The following is a 16905-nucleotide window of genomic DNA, read 5'->3' on the forward strand; positions in this document are numbered from 1 at the left end:
TGGGAAAATTCGCCATGAGCGTCCGCCTCATGCGCGCCTGCCGCTGGCTGGCAATGGCCGGTGCGCTTGTTGTCTCATCGGCTGCTCGCGCCGAAGAGGCGCCTGACTTCCACCTCGATCTCGACACCGGCGGCCACAGTGCCCAGGTCACCGACCTCGCCTTCACGCCCGACGGCGAGGACATCGTCTCGGCATCGAACGACAAGACCATCCGCATCTGGGACTGGCAGAGCGGGGTGACGCTGCGCACCATTCGCGGCTATCTCGGCAACGGCAGCGACGGCAAGATCTTCGCGGTCGCGGTCTCGCCGGATGGCAAGACGATCGCCGCCGGCGGCTATTTCGGCGCCAGCCTCGGGGACAAGCCGCCTTATGGCGACATCAGGCTTTTCGACTTCGCCACCGGCAAGATGAAGGCGGTGCTCACGGCCGCGGACTACGCGACCTACGACCTCAGCTTCTCTCCCGATGGCAAAAGCCTGGCCGCCGGTGGCGCCGATGGCGTGGTCTATCTCTGGCGGCTGGACGACAAGTCCGCGACCGGCTGGGCGCTGGACAAGAAGCTCGATGCCGATTCCTGGCACATCGACAAGCTCGCCTTCGCAGCGGCGGGAACCCGGCTGGTGGCGACCACCACCGACAACGGCATCCGGCTCTGGGACGTCGCGAAGGGCGAGGAGATCGTCTTGCCGGCCGAAGCCGAGCCGCTGCGGGACATCAGTGTCATGGCGCTGGCCGTGTCGCAGGATGGCAGCCTGTTTGCCACCGGCAGCAAGGGCGGGCAGGTGCAGCTCTGGCACGCCGCCGACGGCACGCTGGTGCGCGCCATGCCGAAGCAGGATTTCCTCATCGGCTCGCTGACCTTTGCCAAGGGGGCGCGGCTGGTCGCCTCCTGCGGCTATCGCTGCGCCGACAAGCACCGCTCCATCGTCTGGAACACCGACACCGGCGAGAAAGTGCTCGACTACACCGGTCATGACGGGACGGTCTATGCCAGCACTGCCAATGCCGATGGTTCGCTGGTGGCGACCGCCGGCGGCACCCGCAACGCCATCCAGGTCTGGGACCCCGCGACCGGCGAGCGCAAGGCGCTGCTGCAGGGAGTGGGCGAACCGGTGACCGCCGTCGGCATCGACGTGGCAAACGACGTCATCGCCTGGAGCAACGCCAACCCATGCCCCGAGCGCGTTTCCTGTCCGGAAGAACAGGGCGCGCTGGACAACAGGCTGGTGCTACCAACCACCGAGCGTTTCTTCGAGGACCCGCAGCCGCTGACGGAGCCGGGCTCATTTGCCCGCGCCGCTCTGGCCGACGGCCAGTGGTCGCTGCGCACAGCGCCAGGCGGCAAGGACGCGCTGGAAAACGCCATGCTGGAGATCGCCAATGGCGGCAAGATGGTGCACAGCATCGAGAACGATGCCACCAACGGCTTTGTCCATTCGGCCTATACGCTGATCGACAATGGCCTTGGGGTGATCACCGGCGGCAGTGATGGCACGCTGATCGAATACCGGACCGCGACCGCGAAAGTGTCTGGCGAGTTCACCGGCCATACCGGCGAGATCAACGCCATGGTTGCTTCCGATAAAGCTGGTCTTCTGATTACCGGCAGTGCCGACCAGACGCTCCGGCTGTGGAACCTGAAGACGCATGAGCTGATCGTCTCGATGTTCTTTGCCGGCTCGCAATGGATCGCCTGGATGCCGCAGGGCTTCTACTATTCCTCCGACGAGGGCGACAAGCTGATCGGCTGGCAGGTCAACCAGGGCCGCGACCATGAGGGCCGCTTCATCCGCGCCGGCCAGTTGAAGAAATATCTCTGGAGCCCGGAAATGGTACGCCGGGCCATCATCCTGCGCAGCGCCAAACAGGCGGTCAGAGAGATGCGTCCGGGCGTCGACAACGAGCTGCAAAAGCTGCTGCAGCGCAAGCCGCCGGAATTCGACATCCGCCTCGCTGACGACCAGAGCAAGGTGCGTGACGGCTATGTCGCCGTCGAGATCACGGGTGCCAGGGAGGGCGGGACCGATGTCGCTGGCTTCTCGATCCTGTCGAACAGCCGCAATGTCGGCGACGTCACCGCCCGCTCGGTGGTGGATGGCAACAGCACCACCGTCGAGATACCGGTCGAGAATGGCGAAAACACCATCCGCATCACCGGCACCAACGAATTCGGTTATCTGACCGAACGCAGCGTAATAGCGCTGGCAAGAAAGACCGAGAAGGCCGAGGCCAGGGGCAAGCTCTATGTCGCGGTCATTGGCGTCGACAAATATCCGTTCCTGACCGACGCCTGTTCGGGCCACGCCTGCGACCTGCGCTATCCCGTCGATGATGCCACCGAGTTTCTCAAGGTGATTTCGCAGAAATCGGCGCCACTGTTCTCATCCATGGAGACACTGGTTCTGGTCAACCGTGAAGCGCTCGACGAGGCCCCCGACAAGGCCAGGCAGACCTATACAATCGCCAGCGCCGACAACGTCATGGAGCCCGACTCCGACACGATCGACGATCAGCTCGCCGATTTCCTCGACAGACCGGGCGAGCACGACACCACCATCATTTTCGTCGCCGGCCACGGCATCAACATCGACGAGGATTACTATTTCATCCCGACCGACGGCCGCAAACAGGATGCCGAGCGCTGGAAGCGCTCCTCGCTTGTCGACTGGTCGGACATCCAGAAATCGGTCGAGCGGGCCAAGGGCATGCGGTTCATGCTGCTCGACACCTGCCATGCCGCCAACGCCTTCAATCCGCGCCTGGAGAAGGACGCGCAGGACGCGCGCATCGTCGTGTTTTCGGCCACCGCCGCCAACAACACCGCCGCCGAACTGCCGGAACTCGGCCACGGCGTCTTCACCTATTCGATCCTCGAAGGCCTGCGCGGCAAGGCGAGGACGTCCGATGGCGGCGTCACGCTGTTCGGCCTTGCCGACTACATTTCGCGCGAAGTGGTGCGGCTGACATCGTCCAAGCAAAAGCCGTTCTATTATGTCGGCGGCGTGGAGAACATCGTCCTGGCCGAGCCATGATGGCCCGCCTGCTGACGATCATCGTCTTTTTCTTTATCGTCAGCGGCGCGACACGGGCCGCCCCTGTCGTCTGCCAGCCAGGCACCAAAAACTTCCCGCCCTTCTATGACGACGCCACGCTGTTCAAGGATGCCATCGCCAGCGTCGCCAATGTCGAGCCTTCCAACCAGCGGCTCACCGGCATCACCGTTCCGCATCATCTCTTGGCCGCAGACCTCGTGGCGCTCGGGTTCCGGGCGGCCTCCGGCTTCCGTTACAAGCGCATCATCATCCTGTCGCCGGACCATTTCCACAAGACGCACAAACTGTACGCCACCACGCTGCGCGGCTTCGATACCGTGCTTGGCCCGGTCGCCGCCGACGTACAGGCGGTGCGCCGCCTTGAGACGAACAGCGACATGGTCGAGGAGTCCTGCCTGTTCGACAAGGAGCATGGCGTGCGCGCCATGCTGCCTTTCCTGCATCATTATTTTCCCGAGGCGGAAATCGTCCCCGTGGCGATGTCGGTGAAGGCGCGCCGTGGCGACTGGGACAGGCTGGCCGAGGCCCTGAAGCCCATCGTCGACCAGGACACGCTGATTGTCGAATCCACCGACTTCTCGCACTATCTGCCCCAGCACGACGCACGACGCTTCGACCAGCAGACGCTCAACATGCTGGCCGCCGGATCGCTCGACGGCATAGCGGCGCTTCGCCAGCCGGATCACGCCGATTCCGTCGGTGCGCTCTACATCCAGACCAGGCTGCAGCGCGAACTGTTCGGCGCCCAGCCACTGGTCGTCGCCAACGAGAACTCGCAGGGACACACCTCGGACTATGTCGAGCGGACCACCAGCTATGTGGTGGCGCTGTTCGGCGCCTTCGGTCCCGGCTTCAACAACCCGGCACGGCCAAAGGACAGGATCTACTATCTGGCCGGCGACGTGAATTTCGGCCGCGCGATGAAGAAGATTCTGGTTCACGACGGCGTCGCCGACCGGATCGTCGACAGCGTTCTGGCCCTCACCGGTTCACGGCCGCTGATCGTCAACCTCGAAGGCGTCATCCTGCCCAACGTGCCGGAAGCGATCGACGACATGACCCTGGCGATGCCGCAAGGTCTGGCTTCCGACATGCTGAAAAGGCTGCATGTCGCCGGCGTCGGGCTCGCCAACAATCACGCCTCTGATCTCGGCCCGTCAGGCTATGCCGAGACACTGCGCGCCCTGGACGAGGCCGGCATCCCGCATTTCGGGCAGGGTGAGACGCTGGCGCTTGCCGATCTTGACCTTGTCGGCCTGACCGACATCGACACCAACGGCTCGAAGAACACCGATCTGCTGACGCCTGCCCTGCTCGACCGGCTGCTGCACCAGAATGCCGAGCGGCCGGTGGTCGCCTTCGTCCACTGGGGCCGCGAATACAGGACCGAAGCGTCGGTGCGCGAGGACATGCTTGCCGACCAGATGCGGCTGCGTGGCGTCTCGGCCATCGTCGGCGGCCATCCGCATGTCTCGAGCGAGGCGATCGTTCCGCTAGCCGGCGGCGACGTGGCCGAGGTCTATTCGCTCGGCAATTTCCTCTTCGACCAGAGCGCCGAGCGGTCATCGGGATCGATGCTGGAATTGCGCATCTTCGCCCAGGGCACGATCTATACCCGGCTTTTGCCGCTGCCCAACTATTTCGAGATGGGTCGCAAATAGCTAACCGCAACCGACCATGTCGCGTGGCAGATAGCAGGCCGCCGGCTCGGTTTTGGTCTCGAACAGCGATTGCTTCGGCCGGAAATAGAAGAAGGTCACCGGCTTGCTCTCGCGCACGCTGCCATCGGCGAAGTGCGCCGCGATGCTGAAGCTATGGATCGACGACATCGACGACCACATCTTCAGCCGCGCCGTGTAGGCGCTGATCTTTTTGTTGCCACGCACCGGCATGGCGATGGTGTAGTCATGCTTGCCGATCGGGAACTCGATGTTCTGGTAGCGCATCGCTTCCGGTGTGCCACCGCCGCCATCGCCGCATTCGGCCATCGATTCCGGGGTCTCGAAAACCGCCATGGTGATGGAGGTGCGGAACGGCTCGCTCTGCTGGTAGACATGACCTTCATCATCCGCCCAGGAATAATCGAACTTGCCGATCGCATTCAGCGTCATCGCCTGTTGCATGTTGCCGAGATAGTCGGCGACCTCGCCGAACTTGATCTTGTTGGTCAGCTGGCTGCGGCAGACATTGAGACTGTCCACCGAAGGACAGGGAAACCGGCCCGTCTCCAGGCTCGCCGTATCGACACCGGCTTCCGTGAGCACGCTCTTGATCGACACATCGACGCCCTCGCCGAAACTGCCGACCTCCTTGCTGAACATGCGGCTGGGGTCACCGGTCGGGTTGCCTTCGTCATCGACCGTGGTGAACTGGATCGACATCTTCATGTCCTTGGCGTCACCCCAGCCATTGTTGACGATCGAGAAATCCGGCCGGAAGCCGACGCATCCGAAATGCTCAGAGATCGACAGCATCGGCTTGCGATAGGCGTCGCTGGCGGCGACCTTCATTTCCAGACTGTCGAGCTTGACCCTGGACTGGTCTGACGTCTTCAGGTCGACCTCGGCAAAGGCCGGCGCATCCTCCCACTCCATGCCTTCATAGACATTGCTGGTGGTGACCTGGCCGGTGCCGTTCCAGCTGTCATTGTACTGGTCCGCCTGCGGATAGATCGCGATATCCTCGTCGCGCACCAGATGCTGGTACTGCATGTCGGATTGCTGGGTCATGCGCTGGTCGACCGCCACGCCGATCTCGACCTTGTCGGCATCGCCCCCGCCGGTCTGCGCCTTGAGCAATCCGCCGACCCTGGCATCGGCCAGCACGTCGGGGCGCGAGCCGCCGACCTCCTTGCCCATCGCCCATTGCGACTCGTAGACGGTGCCTCCGGCCAGCCGGGTACGGCCCTTGCCGTTCCTCAACCCGTCGACAAATGAGCCGGCAAATATCTCGCCGGTATTGGACAGCAATCGGCCTTCACCATTCGGCACGCCGGCGACGAACTGCCCCTCGTAACGGTTACCGTCGGCATCGACATGGATGCCCTTTCCGTTGAGTTCCCCGGCAAGCCAATGCCCGTCGAAAACCTCGCCCGAGCGCAGCTCGAGCCGGCCTTGTCCGTCGGGCCGGCCATTCCGAACGTCACCGAAATAGCTGGAATAGATGGTCTTGGGGTCATAGCTCGCCGAGCCGCGCACCCGCCACACCAGCCTGCCCTTGCCGTTGATGGTGCCGTCTTCGGCGATCGTCCGGTCGGGCGACTGACCGGCCGCCGGCTCCCAGGCGAAGTCGAGATTCTGTTCCGGATGGAAGTCCCACACACGGACCATCCTGCGCAGCACCGAGCGCGTGTCTGCCTGGTACAGGATCTGCACCCGTTCCGCCCAGGCACCGCTGGCAGGCGCGGCGGCCGGATCGGCGAAAGCCGGTGAAACCATCAACGCGGCCAGCAGCGATGCGGCCGCGATCCCCAACACTGCCCTTGCCCGCGCCATCCCTTGAACCCCTTCGGATGCCAACCCCTTGGCCGGTCGAGCGTAGTCGGCGAGCCGGCCGCGTGCAAGAGAAGCCGCATTTGAACCGCGGCACGAAAAAGGCGGCGGGGTCGCCCCCGCCGCCTTTTGTTTCAACCGCGAATTCCGCAGCGTTATTTATACAGGCTGTTGATCCACTGGACGTTGGCGGCGTTCAGGCGCACGGCGGTGTTCGCGTCGGGGCTTTCCGCCACGTTGACGCCGGTGATGATGCGCTGCTTGGAGTTGTTGTCGTAGGCATAGACCGAACTGCCGCTCGACCCCGGGAACGTGTCGCAGTCATACTGGAAATATTCCGGGGCGATGTTCTCGGCATGCACTTCGCAGCTTGCCTTCCACATCGTGCCCATCGGCTTGTCACCGGGATAGCCGACGAGGTTGGCGGTGAAGTCGCCCAGATCGTCATAATTGGCGTAGCCCAGCCAGCCGAGGTTGGTGCCGACATCCTGCTTCAGGGTTACGATGCCGAGATCCCACAGAAGGACCGAACCATAATAGCCCTGGTAGTTGTCGATGAAGCCTTGCAGCACATAGGCGCTTTCAAAGGTGAAGGCGCCGAACGGTGCGTCGTCGGCAGTGCTGCCGTTGAGACCTGGCACGAACAGATAATCGGAGAGCCAGTCCTTGTCTTCATGGCTGTAGAGGCAGTGCGCCGCGGTGAGCACCGTGCGCGGGCCGATCAGCGTCGCCGAGCAGCTGCCAAAGCTGCCCGTCTTCGGCGATTTCGCTTCCAGATAACCAATTGCCGAGAACGGATAGGTCTTGGTGTTCTTGACCTGCTCGCGATCGTCGGGCCCGAAAACCTGACGGCCAGCCTCGCCTTCGCCCAGATCGGGATCTTCGGTCTTCCGCGGACCCGCGTCCTTTCCATTGGCCGGCGCATTCAGTTCCTTGATGATAAGGTCCCGCAGCGCTTCGCTTGGCTCGATCTTGATCTCCTTGCCATCGGCGGAACGTCCGACGATGCCATAGGATTTGACAGCCGTTGCCTCGTCAGCAAGCGGCGCGGCGCGGCTGTCTTCGTCAGTCAGCGTCGGCGGCGCAATTGGTTTGGCCCGCCCGGGCTTGTAGTCGCCTGAAGTCACGTCCCGCATGCTTTCGCCATTGCCGGTACTGGCGGAGCCAGGATCGGCGGCGAAACCCGGGGCCGTCCACATCGCAGTGGAAAGCAATGCGGACGCAATGATAGCGTTTGTCAGTTTTGTCATGGTGAGACTCTCCCAAAAGTCAGCAAGGACTTGATCAAAATACAGAAATATTGTCGAGATCGTGGTGAAGCCGAAAAATGAGTTTGGTTACCGGCGCCTGAACCTGATCATCACCCCATGCGGTCTGTCTAAGGCCCCCGCCAAAGATACCCGCGCAGATATACTGCCTAAATTAATACAACATTGGAATGACAATTCGCTTCCACGTAGCCCGTGGGGGGCTATAGGGTTTTGAACGGGTTCCGCACGGGAACGCACTCCGCGAAGCAACGCCTGACTTGCCGGGACTGTTTCGTTGATCATGCGCCGGGGGCTGGCTCGTTCGGGAACGTGTCTCAGGAGGATTCAGGTGCACATCATCCATCGGTTCAGGCCGATCGCCGCCGCGTCGCTGCTCGGCATCGCTGCCGCCCTTGCGGCCGCCAATTCCACCCAGGCGGACGAAGGTGCCGCCCGACCGGAGGCGGCGGTTTCGCCGATCAACCGTGTCGCCGATGCCAGGGCGAAAGCCGCGGCGGAAAATCCCGACGGCGCCGATCGCGTCTATGGCGGCAACCAGGCCGAAAAGGGCGCCTATCCTTTCCAGGTCGCGCTGCTTACCACCGACAGGCTGGACGAGAACCCGGCCTCGCAGGCCAATGCGCAATTCTGCGGCGGCAGCCTGATCGCGCCGCAATGGGTGCTGACGGCGGCGCACTGCCTCAACGACAAGGGCCGGCCGATCTCGCCGGATGCCGTCACCGTGCTGACCGGCGCCACCGATCTCAGCGAGGGCAAGCGCCACAAGGTGGTGGAGGTCATCGTCAACGATGGCTACAGCGAGCAGACGCTCGACAGCGACCTCGGCCTGCTCCGGCTTGCCGAACCGGCCGATGCGCCGACCATCAAGCTTACCCATGGCGCGACCCCCGACACCGGCAAGACGACCGTCACCGGCTGGGGCAAGATGCAGGATGGCACCTTTCCAACCACGCTGATGGTTGCCGATCTCGACCTGCAGCCGAACCAGGCCTGCAACAGCGGCATCAAAGCCATCTACGCGCATGATCTGAAGGCAGCGTTGGGCGATCTGTCCCACCGCATGCGCTATTCGGAAAAGGGCATCGATGCGGCCGCCAATGCGATCGCCGCCGACATGACCGACCCGCTGACCAGCAACATGATCTGCGCCGGTACCACCAGCGGCGTGCGCGATGCCTGCAATGGCGACAGTGGCGGCCCACTGTTCATGACCGGCGCCGACGGCCCGGTCCAGGTCGGCGTCGTCAGCTGGGGCGAAGGCCCGGCGGACGGGAGTGCGGCCTGTGGCCACAAGGACGCCTACGGCATCTACACACGGCTGGCCAACTACACGAGCTGGATCGATGCGAAGATGAAGACCTCGGCACCGGCACCGGAAAAGCCCAAGGCTGGGCTAGGCACTGCACAGAAGCCGAAGACGCCCTGAGGCCCGGCCATTAGGTTTTGCATGATAACGGCGGGAGAGGTTCCCGCCGTTCTTGTTTGCCGGCTTGTCAGGAGCAATTCCAGGAAAAGTCTGTGACGGTTTTCCGTCCGGAATTCCGCAAGAACAAATAACTGGAGCGTGGCTTATTTCCTCGGCGGGCCTTTGCGTTCGGCCGAAGCCGCCCACAGATTGATGTCGGACTCGCGCGCGTAGGTATCGATCTCGGCGAGTTCGGCATCGCTGAAGTCGGGCACCTTGAGCGCGCCAACGCAGTCCTCGACCTGCTCCGGCCGGCTGGCTCCGATCAGCGCCGAGGTCACCTTGCCCTTGCGCAGCACCCAGGCCAGCGCCATCTGCGCCAGCGTCTGCCCGCGCTTGCCGGCAATGGCGTCAAGCGCCTTGATGTTGGCGATGGTCTTGTCGTTGATGAAGGCTGTTCTCAGCGACTTGCCTTGCGAGGCACGGCTGCCGTCGGGAATGCCGCCGAGATATTTGTCGGTCAGCATGCCTTGCGCCAGTGGCGAGAACACGATCGAGCCGACGCCGAGCCCTTCGAGCGTGTCGAGCAGGCCGTCTTCCTCCACCCAGCGGTTGAGCATCGAATAGCTCGGCTGGTGAATGACACAAGGCGTGCCGAGCTGCTTCAAGATATCGGCGGCCTCGCGCGTGCGCTGCGAATTGTAGGACGAGATGCCGGCATAGAGGGCCTTGCCCGAGCGCACGGCATGGTCGAGCGCGCCCATCGTTTCTTCAAGCGGCGTATCGGGGTCGAAGCGGTGCGAATAGAAGATATCGACATAGTCGAGCCCCATCCGCTTCAGGCTCTGGTCGAGGCTGGCCAGCATGTATTTGCGCCCGCCCCATTCACCGTAAGGTCCGGCCCACATCTCGTAGCCGGCCTTGGTCGAGATGATCAGCTCGTCGCGGTAGCCGGCGAAATCGGTGCGCAGGATTTCGCCGAAAGCGGTCTCCGCCGAGCCGGGCGGCGGACCGTAGTTGTTGGCGAGGTCGAAATGCGTGATGCCGAGATCGAACGCCTTGCGCGCGATCGCCTGCTTGGTCTTGTGCGGCGTGTCATTGCCGAAATTGTGCCACAGCCCCAGCGAGATCGCCGGCAGCTTCAGGCCAGAGCGGCCACAGCGGTTGTAGACCATTTTTTCGTAGCGGTTTTCGGCGGGTATGTAGGGCATCGGAAATCCTCAAATGGAAGCGAGCCAGTCGGCCGCCATCGCGACAACGCGGCGAGTCGGGCTCTGCCCCTCACCCTTACCCTCTCCCCGTCGGAACGGGGAGAGGGTTGAGGCACCTACTTCTTCTTCGCCAGCAGCTCCTTGGCTTCCTTGACGCCAAGTGCGGCCGGCCGTTCGCAACTGGTTTGCATGGCGACGAACTTGCCGGTTTCACCGGAGCGCAGCAGGCCGGTCATGACGTCGACGGCATGCAGCGCCAGTTCCATCGAGCAGCGGTGCGGCCGGCCTTCCGCGATCGCCACCGCCATGTCGGCGAGACCGGCGGTGCGGTAGTTGGCCATCATGCCTTGCGAATGCATCTCGTTGGGAACGCCGAACGGGTGCTGCCATTTCGGCAGCTTCTTGACCGGCTTGCTGTCTTCGGTGAAGCGCACGTCGCCACCGAAGAAGTTCGGATCCGGCACGAACACCGTACCCGTCTCGCCATAGAGTTCCATCGGCGCGTGACCATGGGCCCAGACGTCCCAGCTGGTGTTGAGCGTGATCACGGCGCCGTTCTCGAACTCCAGCAGGCCATGGATGGTCGTCGGCGTGTTGACCGGGATCTTTTCGCCCGCGCGCGGCTTTGAACTGATGGTGCGTTCCTTGGCCGGCGTCGACGCGAAGGCGGCGACCTGTTTCACCGGTCCGATCAGCTGGATCAGATTGGTGATGTAGTACGGGCCGATGTCGAGCACCGGTCCCGCGCCCGGCTGGAAGAAGAAGTCGGGATTGGGGTGCCAGTGCTCCATGCCGTGGCCCATGACGTGGCACGTGCCGCTGGTGATCTTGCCGAGCTTTCCGGTGTCGATGAGCTCTCGCACCAGCTGATGCGCACCGCCGAGGAAGGTATCGGGCGCCGAGCCGATGCGCAGCCCTTTCGCCCCGGCGCGTTTCTTCAGGTCGAGCCCTTCCTTGACCGACAGCACGAACGGCTTTTCCGAATAGACATGCTTGCCGGCGTCGAGCACCTGCTTCGACACCTCAAAATGCACCGCCGGGATGGTCAGGTTGACGATGATGTCGATGTCGTCGGCCTTCAACAGATCGTCGACGGTTTCAGCGCGCAGCTTGAACTCCTTCGCGCGTGCCTTCGCCGCATCCATGTTGATGTCGGCACAGGCGCGCATCTCGATGCCACGAAACAGCGGCGCCAGCGAAAAATACGCCTTCGAGATGTTGCCGCAGCCGATGACGCCGATGCCAAGTTTCTTTGCCATGCTGATTGCTCCTAGTAGGTCTTGACGGCTGCGATCGAGCGGCGCGCGAAGCGCTCGATGTCGTTCGGGTTGTCCTGTTCCATGACGTAGTATTGGGCCGCACTCTTGGCGCGCAACACCTTGATCAGGCCGGCCCAGTCGATGGTGCCATGGCCGACATCCGACCAGCCATCCTCGTCCAACCCTTCACCGGGCTTGGCCATGTCCTTGACATGGACGGCGCTGATTCGCTGGCCGTGTTTGTCGATCCACTTCAGCGGATCGTCGCCGCCCCGCACCACCCAGGCGACGTCCATCTCCCAGCCGATGTCGGGCGCCGCCGTGAGGATGAGATCCTGCGGCACCGAGCCATCGGCGAGCTTCTTGAACTCGAAATCATGGTTGTGCCAGGCAAAGGCGTAGCCTGCCTTTTTCGCGGCGCCGCCGACCTTGGCCAGGCGCTCGCCGAATCCGCGCCAGCCGGCCGCATCGGACGGCCGCTGGTCGGGCATCAGATAAGGACAGATGAGCAGCGTGATGCCGAGTGCGTCGGCGGTTTTGCGCACGCCGTCGAAATCGTTCTCAAGCGCGTCGATCGAGAAATGCCCGGTCGGCATGGCGAGCCCGTTCTTGTCGAGTTCGGCGCGGAAGGCCTTGGGATCGTCATAGACGCCACCGAAGCCTTCGACCTGGGTGTAGCCGAGCTTGCCGAGCGTCGCGAGGACGCCTTCCCAGGGCTGGAAATTGCGGGCGCTGTAAAGTTGGAATGACCAGTTCATCGTCTCTGTCCGTTCTGCTTGGGGATGGGGTAGTAGGGCTTGGGAGCTACATGCGGTTGCCGGATTGGCTGTCGAACAGCGAGGCGCGGGCAGGATCAAAGCCGATCCGGATCGGCTCGCCATTGCGCAGCGTCTTTTCCGCCTCGACGCGGAAAGAAAAATTCTGGTCGCCGAGCTTCGTCCACACCAGCGTGTCGGAGCCCATCGGCTCGACGATCTCGACGGCGGCATCGATGGCAAAGGGCATGGCATTCGCCGCCTCGCCGAACGCGACGTGCTCAGGCCGGATACCGAACATGCAAGGTCCGCTGCTGTTGCCGGCCGCATCGAAAGCGTAGCGGTCGAGCGGTATGGATACATTTCCGGTCTTGAAGGCCGCAGACGCGCCGGCCTCCGTTTGCCCATCGATGAAATTCATCGCGGGTGAGCCGAGGAAGCCGGCGACGAAGCGGTTGACCGGACGGTTGTAGATGGTCTGCGGCGCATCGAGCTGCTGGATGACGCCACCTTTCATCACCGCGATACGATCGGCCAGCGTCATCGCTTCGATCTGGTCGTGCGTGACATAGATCATGGTGTTCTGCAGCCTGCGATGCAGCAGCTTGATCTCGACGCGCAGCTCTGCGCGCAGCTTGGCATCGAGATTGGAGAGCGGCTCGTCGAACAGGAACACGTCGACATCGCGCACCAGCGCCCGCCCGATCGCCACGCGCTGGCGCTGGCCGCCGGAGAGCGCCGCAGGTTTACGCTGCAGCAGCGGCTCGATCTGCAGGATTTCGGCTGCCCGTGCGATCCGCTTGGCAATCTCGTCCTTCGGCGTGCCGGCGACACGCAGGCCGAAGGACAGGTTCTTCTCCACCGTCATTTGCGGGTACAGCGCATACGACTGGAAGACCATGCCGATGCCGCGGTCCTTGGGCTCTTCCCAGGTGACGTTCTTGCCCTTGATGAAGATGCTGCCTTCGGAGACGTCGAGCAGGCCGGCAATGCAGTTGAGCAAGGTCGACTTGCCGCAGCCGGAGGGACCGAGCAGCACGATGAACTCGCCCTCGGCGACATCGAGATTGAGGGTCTGCAGGACTGTCACCACGCCGAAACTCAGCGACAGGTCCTGGATCGAAACGCTGGTACCGTTCTGCGCCATATCCACTAGCCTTTCACCGCGCCAGCGGCGATGCCGCGCACGAACCATCTTCCGGAGATGAAGTAGATGAGCAGAGGCACCGCAGCCGTCAGAATGGTCGCCGCCATGTTGACATTGTACTCCCTCACGCCGGTGGTGGTGTTGACGATGTTGTTGAGCTGCACCGTCATCGGCCAGTTGGCCCGCCCGGCAAACACGACGCCGAACAGGAAGTCGTTCCAGATGCCGGTAACCTGCAGGATGACGGCGACGACAGTGATCGGTACCGACATCGGCAGCATGATGTAGAAAAAGATGCGCCAGAAACCCGCACCGTCGACGCGCGCCGCCTTGAACAGCTCGACCGGTATTGCCGCGTAGAAATTGCGGAACAGCAGCGTCAGGATGGGCATTCCGAAGATCGTATGCACGATGATGATGCCAGGAAGGGACGCGAACAACCCGACCGAGCTCAGTCCGATGATCAATGGATAGATCACGACCTGATAGGGCACGAAGGCACCAAACACGAGCAACCCGAACAGCAAGTTGGCACCCTTGTATGGCCAGAAGGTCAGCGCGTAGCCGTTGATCGACGCGCAGATGATCGAGATGACCACGCTCGGCAGGGTGATCTTCACCGAATTGTAAAAGCCTGGACTGAGGCCGTTGCAGTCGCGGCCGGTGCAAGCATGGAGCCAGGCGTCGGCCCAGGGCTGAAATGTCGGCTCGCCCGGAAGGTTGAAAAGATGTCCAAGCCTGATCTCGGGCATCCCCTTCAGCGAGGTGACGATCATGATGTAGACCGGGATGAGGAAGAAGAGCGCCGCAACGACCAGGAAAGCATAAATGCCGATGCGGCCGGCCGACAACCGTCGCGGTTTCGGCCCGAAGGGCGCCACGCCAGCCTGGTCCGGCGCTTGCTGGACAGGCTGAATTGCTGTGATCTGGCCGGCGGTCATGCGCCCGCTTCCCGCTGACGATTTCGCCGCCATAGTAGAATTCCGCTGAGAGCCAGCACGATCAGGACCGGCAGCAGCATCATCGTTGCCGCAGCCATGCCTTGGCCGACGTTCTGGCGAACTGTAATGAGCTGGATGACGTAGACTGCCGGCATGGACGTGGCGATGCCGGGACCACCGCCGGTCATGGCAATAACCAGATCGTAGACGCGCACCACGCTTACGCACTGGAGAACGAAGGCGGTGGCGAAGGCGCCCTTCATCATTGGCGCCACGATGGACAAGTGCGTGCGCCACGTTGGGATGCCGTCGACCCTCGCCGCTTTCCAGATATCCTCGTCAACGCCGCGCAGGCCGGCAAGCAGGATCGCCATCGTCACGCCCGAGCCCTGCCAGATGCCCGCCACGACCAGCGCGTAAAGCGCGGTCTCGGCATCGACCAGGGGGGCGAAGCTGAAGCTCGACCAGCCCCAGTTGCGGAGCGCCTCCTGCAGGCCGAGGTTCGGGTCGAGAGCCCATTGCCACACCAGACCGGTGACGATCAGCGACATGGCGAAAGGATACAGGAAGATCGAGCGGAACAGGTCCTCCTGGCGGATGCGCTGGTCCATGAAAACGGCGAGCAGGTAGCCGAACACCATGTTGCAGGTGATGGACATCAGGCCGAAGAACCAGATGTTGTTGACCGAGACGAGCCAGCGGTTATCGGCCCAAAGGCGCCGATACTGCGCCAGACCGACGAAATCGTAGGTCGGGAAGAGCTTCGAACTGGTGAAAGACCACAACACCGAGAAGCCGATGCCGATCACGAACACGCCGACGGCAACGAGAATCATCGGTATCGTTCCGATGACGGCGGGCAGGTGAAATCTGTGCCTCCAGCTTTTCTGCATCGTCCGTCTTTCTCGCTTCCACCGGCACCTTGGGGTAGTTGCCGGCGTGAAAGTCAGCGTTGTCCGAACCACAGGGCTCCGGGCCGCCGCAGCTTCCCGTCCCGCGATTGTCAGCCCGTCGCCGAGAAAAGGGAGCTTCCTGTCGGGGTCGGGACGCGACCGGGGCGGCGCCGCAAGGGCGACGCCTCGGGGTACTGATCGGCTCCTAATCGGAATTGCCGATGATCGTAGCAAACTTCGCAGTGGCGTCGTCAGCAGTCACGGAGTCGTCTGCGAAGAATTGCGCGACGAGTTCATTGATCTGCTGATTGGTGTTCTCGGTGATGAACCGGTTCGTCGCGGTGACGATGTTGGACGGGTCTTCCACCGCTTTCAGCGACTTCTGCATGCAGGGATCGGCCGTCGACATGTCGACATCACCACGCACGGGCATGGAACCCTTGGCGTTGTTGAAAGCGACCTGAACCTCCGGGCTGATGAGCAGAGCCGCAAGACGCTTCTGCGCTGCTTCGACATCCGCATTGCCCTGCTTGAAGAACACGATGATGTCGCCGTCGGTGCTGACCACTGGCTTGGCCTCGTTCAGACCGATCATGCAGCCGAAATCCTTGACCCCGGTCATGCCGGCCGCCGCGAACTCGCCACGCGCCCAGTCGCCCATCACCTGAAGCCCGGCCTTGCCGGTGATCACCAGGTTGGTGGTGTCGTTCCAGTTGCGGTTGGCGTAGCCGTTGTCGGTGAATTGCTTCAGGGCCCGCAACTGCGTGAAGACGGCTTTCATCTCCGGGCCGCCGGCAATTTCGGCGCTCTTCTTGGTATACATCTCATCGCGTTTGGCGACACCGAGAGCTTCGGTCACCATATCCTGGAAGAGCAACTGGATCTGCCAGCCGTTTCCGTCGCCACCGATGGCGAAGGGAATGAGGCCTGCCTCCTTGATCTTCGGCGCGGCTGCAATGAAATCGGCCAGGCTCTTCGGCTCCGGCACGCCCGCTTTCTCGAACACTGGCTTGGAGTACCAGGCCCAGTAGTTGGAATGAATGTTGACCGGAACACACCACCAGTGGCCGTCGACGAGGCAGGCGCTGCCGATCGCCTTCGGGCGAATGACCTCATCCCACTTGCCGGCGGTGGCGACGTCCGTGAGGTCGAGCAGCTTCCCGCCCGAAATCAGTTCCTCGTACTGCCGACCGGGGTTGAACTGGGCGGCACCGGGCGGATCGCCGCCGAGCACGCGCTGCATGACGGTCGAGCGGGCGGTTTCGCCGAGAGCGATGGCGCTGTCCACCCAGCGGTCACCGTGGCCGTCATTGTCGAAGGCCTTTGCGAACTGTGAGACCGCCGCCGACTCGCCCTTCGACGTCCACCAGTGAATCACTTCCAGATCGGTCGCCGCGGCCGGACCGGCAAATTGCAGCGCAGCCGTCGCTGCCAGCGCAGCGGTCAAAAGTTTGTATCGCATTTCGGTTCCTCCCA

12 protein-coding genes are annotated in these 16905 nt (G+C 62.9%); 3 read left to right on the top strand and 9 right to left on the bottom strand.

Annotated elements, in window-relative coordinates:
* Positions 1-14: 14 nt before the first annotated feature.
* Together AC1D10_RS28965 and amrB are read left to right on the top strand one after the other, a co-directional pair.
* Positions 15-3035: a caspase family protein gene (locus AC1D10_RS28965; protein WP_477278007.1), complete on the top strand. Its 3021-nt coding sequence runs from the start codon at positions 15-17 to the stop codon at positions 3033-3035.
* Positions 3032-4717 carry an AmmeMemoRadiSam system protein B gene (gene amrB, locus AC1D10_RS28970; protein WP_477278009.1) on the top strand — a complete coding sequence of 562 codons (1686 nt, stop codon included), beginning with the start codon at positions 3032-3034 and terminating at the stop codon, positions 4715-4717. The genes AC1D10_RS28965 and amrB overlap by 4 nt, the downstream gene beginning before the upstream one ends.
* Here amrB and AC1D10_RS28975 read toward each other — a convergent pair whose 3' ends face one another.
* Together AC1D10_RS28975 and AC1D10_RS28980 are read right to left on the bottom strand one after the other, a co-directional pair.
* Positions 4718-6550 (bottom strand): MORN repeat-containing protein, encoded by a 1833-nt coding sequence (locus tag AC1D10_RS28975; RefSeq protein WP_477278011.1) that lies wholly within the window; start codon positions 6548-6550, stop codon positions 4718-4720. It lies immediately after the preceding gene.
* A 152-nt stretch (positions 6551-6702) separates the two neighbouring features.
* The gene (locus AC1D10_RS28980) at positions 6703-7797 is read right to left on the bottom strand and encodes a trypsin-like serine peptidase (RefSeq protein ID WP_477278013.1); all 1095 of its coding nucleotides are present in this window, start codon (positions 7795-7797) and stop codon (positions 6703-6705) included.
* Positions 7798-8146: 349 nt separating this feature from the next.
* Between AC1D10_RS28980 and AC1D10_RS28985 the strand changes: the two genes are divergently transcribed.
* The gene (locus AC1D10_RS28985) at positions 8147-9244 is read left to right on the top strand and encodes a S1 family serine peptidase (RefSeq protein WP_477278015.1); all 1098 of its coding nucleotides are present in this window, start codon (positions 8147-8149) and stop codon (positions 9242-9244) included.
* Positions 9245-9387: 143 nt separating this feature from the next.
* On the opposite strand, the gene mgrA is transcribed toward AC1D10_RS28985, so the two are convergent.
* The 7 genes from mgrA to AC1D10_RS29020 form a co-directional block, all read right to left on the bottom strand.
* Positions 9388-10434, bottom strand: coding sequence for an L-glyceraldehyde 3-phosphate reductase (gene mgrA / locus AC1D10_RS28990; RefSeq protein WP_379103066.1), 1047 nt, complete (start codon positions 10432-10434; stop codon positions 9388-9390).
* A gap of 116 nt (positions 10435-10550) precedes the next feature.
* Positions 10551-11693 (bottom strand): Gfo/Idh/MocA family protein, encoded by a 1143-nt coding sequence (locus AC1D10_RS28995; RefSeq protein WP_477278017.1) that lies wholly within the window; start codon positions 11691-11693, stop codon positions 10551-10553.
* 11 nt (positions 11694-11704) lie between these two features.
* Positions 11705-12451, bottom strand: coding sequence for a sugar phosphate isomerase/epimerase family protein (locus tag AC1D10_RS29000; protein ID WP_477278019.1), 747 nt, complete (start codon positions 12449-12451; stop codon positions 11705-11707).
* A 46-nt stretch (positions 12452-12497) separates the two neighbouring features.
* A complete protein-coding gene (locus AC1D10_RS29005; protein WP_477278021.1) occupies positions 12498-13595 on the bottom strand; it encodes an ABC transporter ATP-binding protein in 1098 nt (365 codons plus the stop codon).
* Positions 13596-13600: 5 nt separating this feature from the next.
* Entirely contained in the window at positions 13601-14536 is a 936-nt protein-coding gene (locus AC1D10_RS29010) for a carbohydrate ABC transporter permease (protein ID WP_477278023.1), read from the bottom strand.
* Positions 14533-15429 carry a carbohydrate ABC transporter permease gene (locus AC1D10_RS29015; RefSeq protein WP_477278025.1) on the bottom strand — a complete coding sequence of 299 codons (897 nt, stop codon included), beginning with the start codon at positions 15427-15429 and terminating at the stop codon, positions 14533-14535. The genes AC1D10_RS29010 and AC1D10_RS29015 overlap by 4 nt, the downstream gene beginning before the upstream one ends.
* A gap of 205 nt (positions 15430-15634) precedes the next feature.
* Positions 15635-16891: an ABC transporter substrate-binding protein gene (locus AC1D10_RS29020; RefSeq protein WP_477278027.1), complete on the bottom strand. Its 1257-nt coding sequence runs from the start codon at positions 16889-16891 to the stop codon at positions 15635-15637.
* Positions 16892-16905 lie beyond the last annotated feature (14 nt).

The sequence above is a fragment of the Mesorhizobium sp. P2_A8 genome, assembly GCF_056404935.1.